Raw genomic sequence first — 4,610 nt, 5'->3', positions numbered from 1 at the left:
GCTCAAGCCCTTCCTCGAAACGACGCACGAGGAACTGATGGACATGACGGCGCTGCAGTTCGTCGGTCCCTACCACTTCTTCCAGGCGATGATCCGCAAGATGGCGCGCAGCAGCGGCGGGCAGGGCGGTTCGATCATCCAGATCAGCTCGGCCACCGCCACGATCATGCTCAATGATCACGCCGCCTATATGGGCACCAAGGCCGGGACCGACCATGTCGTCCGCTGCGTCGCGCATGAGTTCGGCAAGGAGGGCATCCGCGCCAACTCCATCTCGCCCGGTCTGACCGAAAGCCCGATGACCGAGCAGGCCATGTCGGTGCCGGGCCTGCACGAGGCGTTCGTGGCAGGCTATCCGCTCGGCCGGATCGGCACGTCGGACGATATCGCCGCCGCTGCCGTGTGGCTCGCCAGCGACGAGTGCTTCATGAGCGGCGAAAATCTGCAGGTGAACGGCGGGCTGACGTTGCGCCGTAACCCGACCAACGACGACATCGCCGCCAGCGTCGCAAAGGCGAGCGGGGCGGCCTGAACCGAACTGGACGGCGGCCCGAAGGTCAGGCCGCCGTCAGTCGGTCCTTGATGTCCGCACGGAGCTGGTCCTTGCGGATCTTGCCCGATGCGGTGCGCGGGAAATCCTCGACGAACACGAAACGCTCGGGAATCTTCTGCTTGGCAAGGCCGCTGTCGGCGACGTGGCGGGCCAGCTCTTCTGCGCTCGGCGCAGCCTCGCGGGCGATAACATAGGCGCAGACGCCTTCGCCGAGCCGATCGTGCGGCATTGCCACCACGCTCGCTTCCCTGACCGCCGGATGGGTGTGAAGAACGTCCTCGATCTCCTTGGCCGAGATATTCTCTCCGCCACGAATGATCAGGTCCTTCTTGCGGCCGGTGATCGTGATGGCTCCCTCGGGGGAGCGAACGCCCAGATCGCCGGTGCGGAAATAGCCGTCGGTGGTGATCGCCTCGGCCGTCTGCTGTTCGTCGGCATAGGCGAGTAGCATCGCCGGCCCCCGTGCAAGGATTTCCCCCTCCTGACCGTCCGGCAGGTCGTTGTCGTCGCCGTCGACGATCCGGACCTGATAGTCGACGATACAGCCGTCGGTGGTCGCCGCAAGTTGCTCGTCGTCGGGCCAGCCGAAGCTGACCAGCGGGACCTCGGACGCGCCGAACACGCGGAAAGCGTGGCAATTGGCGAAGGCGGCGTTGGCGGCGGGAATGACCTCGGGGGGCACTGCGGCGCCACCGCAGGCAAAGAAACGGAAGCTCTCCAGCCGATTGCCTGCAGCACGCGCGGCGGCGGCCAGTTCGACCAGGAAGGGCGTCGCTGCGACCGTGCCGACGACCTGATGGCGGTCGATGAGCGCCAGTGCTTCGGCCGCGTTCCAACTCTCCATCAGGATCGTACTGGTGCCGCAGATGAAGGGCGCCTCCAGGCCGTTGGCATAGCCCGACACATGGGTGACCGGCGACGGCATCAGCGTCGCATCGCCGTCCTTGAGACCCCAATAAGCGCCGCTTTCGCGCACGATATGCTGGAGCGTGACGTGGCTGTGCAGCACGCCCTTGGGTCGCCCGGTGGTGCCCGATGTGTAAAGCACCATCTTCACGCCGAGCGGATCGACGGTGGGGCGCTCAAACGTCAAGCCGCGACCTTCGTCCAGCAGTGCGGCGAAGTCGTCCGAGCCTTCGCCCCGAACGGTGAACACATGTTGCAGCGACGGGAGCGACGGGCGGATGCGTTCGGCCATCGCGGCGAAATCATATTTGCGGAAGCTGCTCGCAACGAAGAACGCCGTCGCGTTGCAGTCGCCCAGCATCAGCGACACTTCATGGTCGCGATAGATCGGCACGATCGGATTGACCACGAGACCCGACTGGGCGGCAGCGAGGTTGATGATCACCGCTTCGTGCCAATTCGGCACCTGGAAGGCCACGACGTCGCCGGGCCGGAGGCCGCGAGCATGAAGCGCAGCCGAAAGGGCCGTCGCATCCTCGACCAGGCTTGCGCGGCTGAAGCGCCGCTCGCCCTCGACCACAGCCGGAAAATCCGGCGCCGCGCCTGCGCGCTCGACCGCCAGGTCGAACAGCGTCCGCCGGTCCCAGACGTCTCCCTCTGCCCAAATTGCCTGATGTGGGGCGGGCGTTTGCAGCCAGCGCCACGGCGGATCCATCCTCTCGTCCATGGTCCGGCTCTGCCACGTCCCGGAACGGGCGTCCAATTGTTCAAAATATCAGGAACCTGTTACCTGTCCCAGCTTGTCGGGTGACGCGCGCTGCGCGAGACAGCGGGCAAAAGCCATAAAACAGGAGCCTGACAGTGGACCGTATCCAGCGCATCGGCGACGTCGCCGAAATCATGCTCGACTATGTCGAGAACAAGAAGACCTATCAGGCCGACAATACGATGCGGGTGCCGACCCGCAGCTACACCGACCATGACCAGTGGCGCGCCGAGATGGAACTCATCTTCAAGCGCGTGCCATTGATGCTGGCCTTCACCGCCGAAATGCCCAACCCCGGCGATTACAAGGCGATGGAAGCGGTCGGTTTGCCGATCCTGATCAGCCGCGACAAGGAAGGCAAGGTCCGCGCTTTCCTCAATGTCTGCTCGCACCGCTCCGCGCCGGTCGCGTCGGAAGGGCATGGCAACTGCCCGCGCTTCGTCTGCAAATATCATGGCTGGACCTTCGGGCAGGACGGACGCCTGATCGGCGTTGCCGAGTCCCGTACGTTCGGCGATGTCGACAAGGCCGGCCTCGGTCTTCGCCGCCTGCCGTGCGAGGAAAAGGCAGGCATGATCTTCGTCTGCCTGACGCCCAACGCGCCGATGGATCTGGATCGCTATTTCCGCGGTTTTCTCGATGATTATGATGCGATGGACTTCGGCAAGTGGACCTATCTTGGTTCGCGCGTGATCGAAGGCGCCAATTGGAAGATCGCGTTCGACGGCTATCTCGAGGGCTATCACTTCGCCTCGCTGCACCCCGAGACGATCTTCCCGCGCACCCCGTCCAACTGCACCCATTATGAAGGCTTCGGCCCCAACATCCGCATTGGTTTCCCGCAAAAGCGCATTGCCGAGGCGCTGCGCGACGTGCCGCGCGAGCAGTGGGGCACGCAGGAGAATAACGGCTTCGATTTCGTCCGGATCATGTTTCCCAACGTGTCGACCTTCATCGCGCCGGAAATCACCCAGGTGGCCCAGCTCTTCCCCGGGCCGACGCCGGAGCAGAACCGGACCGTGCTGAACTATCTCCGCCGCGATCCGATTCGTGACGAGGAGGACCGGGCGCAGGTCGAGACGATGATCGATTTCTTCCGGGACGTGACTTACAAGGAAGATTATCTGATCGGCCTTGAAATCCAGCGCGGGCTCGAAGCCGGGGCGCATGACGAACTGGTCTTCGGCCGCAATGAGCGTGGCAACCAATATTTCCACGAATGGCTGAACTGGTATCTCGAGGACGATCCCACCCGCCCCGAACCGAAGATGTAATTAGAAGGCGTCCGGACCTGTCGATGGCCCGGGCGCCTTTTTATTCGGATGCCGCCCGGGCATCCGCGTCAACGCCGGCAAGCGATCGGCAGACGCGATAGAGAGAGGACTTGATAATGGCGACGCTCGCACTCGACATACCCGATCACATCGATCCCAGCCTGGTGGTCGACGTGGACATCTATCATGTCCCCGGTCAGGTCGACGATTTCCACCAGGCCTGGAAGGCCCTGCAGCAGGCATCGCCGCCGGTCGTCTGGACGCCGCAGAATGAGGGGCACTGGATCGCCTTGTCGGGACCGGTCCTGGCCGAGGTCCAGTCGGATCATGAGCGTTTCTCCAACCAGATCATCGTGATCCCGAAGTCGGTCGGCAAGCTGCACCAATTGATCCCGACTACGATCGATCCGCCCGAGCACCGACCTTATCGCAAGCTGCTCAACTCGGGCATGTCGCTGGCGAAGGTGCGGGGGCTGCACGAAACGATCCGTGCGACGGCTGTCGAACTGATCGAGCCCTTCGTCGCTCAGGGGCGCTGCGACTTCACGGCTTCCTATGCGCAGGTCTTTCCGATCAGCATCTTCATGGCGCTGGTCGGCGTTCCGATGGCCGAGTCCGGCCATATCCGCTATCTCGCCGAATGCATGACCCGGCCCAATCCGCCGATCCCGTTCGAGGAGGCGAAGCAGGGCTTCTTCGATTATCTCGGCCCCATCCTCGACGCGCGGCGCGCCAATCCGGGCGAGGATCTGCTCAGCCATATCGTCACCGCCGACATCGACGGCCGTCAGCTGAGCGTTGAAGAGTCACTGGCGCTGGCGACGCAGGTGCTGATCGCGGGTGTCGATACGGTGGTGAACTTCCTCGGCTTCACCATGCTGCACCTCGCCCGCAATCCCGAATTGCGCAAGGAACTGGCCGGGCTCGATTTTCCGCAGGTTCTGGCCGCTACCAACGAACTGTTCCGTCGCTTCGGCCTGGTCACTATCGCGCGCACCGTCCGCCATGACATGGAATTCCATGGGGCTTCGCTGAAGGCGGGCGACCTGATCTGCATCCCGACCCAGGTCCATGGTCTCGACGAGACGGTCAACGCCGACTCGCTCAAGGT

4 protein-coding genes are annotated in these 4,610 nt (G+C 63.7%); 3 read left to right on the top strand and 1 reads right to left on the bottom strand.

Features of this window, described 5'->3' with window-relative positions:
• Positions 1-532, top strand: a 532-nt coding sequence (locus KAY22_RS24995; RefSeq protein ID WP_296625832.1) for an SDR family oxidoreductase, incomplete at its 5' end; no start/stop codon positions are given.
• Positions 533-557: 25 nt separating this feature from the next.
• On the opposite strand, the gene KAY22_RS24990 is transcribed toward KAY22_RS24995, so the two are convergent.
• On the bottom strand, positions 558-2,186 hold the full coding sequence (locus KAY22_RS24990; protein WP_296625831.1) for an AMP-binding protein: 1,629 nt from the start codon (positions 2,184-2,186) through the stop codon (positions 558-560).
• A 134-nt stretch (positions 2,187-2,320) separates the two neighbouring features.
• Here KAY22_RS24990 and KAY22_RS24985 point away from each other — a divergent pair, with 134 nt between their 5' ends.
• Both KAY22_RS24985 and KAY22_RS24980 read left to right on the top strand, forming a co-directional pair.
• Positions 2,321-3,499: an SRPBCC family protein gene (locus KAY22_RS24985; RefSeq protein WP_296625830.1), complete on the top strand. Its 1,179-nt coding sequence runs from the start codon at positions 2,321-2,323 to the stop codon at positions 3,497-3,499.
• Positions 3,500-3,615: 116 nt separating this feature from the next.
• A partial coding sequence (locus KAY22_RS24980; protein ID WP_296625829.1) for a cytochrome P450 occupies positions 3,616-4,610 on the top strand: 995 nt, incomplete at its 3' end.

The sequence above is a fragment of the Rhizorhabdus sp. genome, assembly GCF_018006725.1.
Taxonomy (GTDB): domain Bacteria; phylum Pseudomonadota; class Alphaproteobacteria; order Sphingomonadales; family Sphingomonadaceae; genus Rhizorhabdus.
Note: the sequence above shows the minus strand (reverse complement) of the source record. Positions and strands in the feature narration are given on the sequence as shown.

What these genes read in the sequence shown, in the direction of transcription:
- KAY22_RS24990 (WP_296625831.1), bottom strand. Translation starts at nt 2,186, where the DNA reads ATGGACGAGAGGATGGATCCGCCGTGGCGCTGGCTGCAAACGCCCGCC.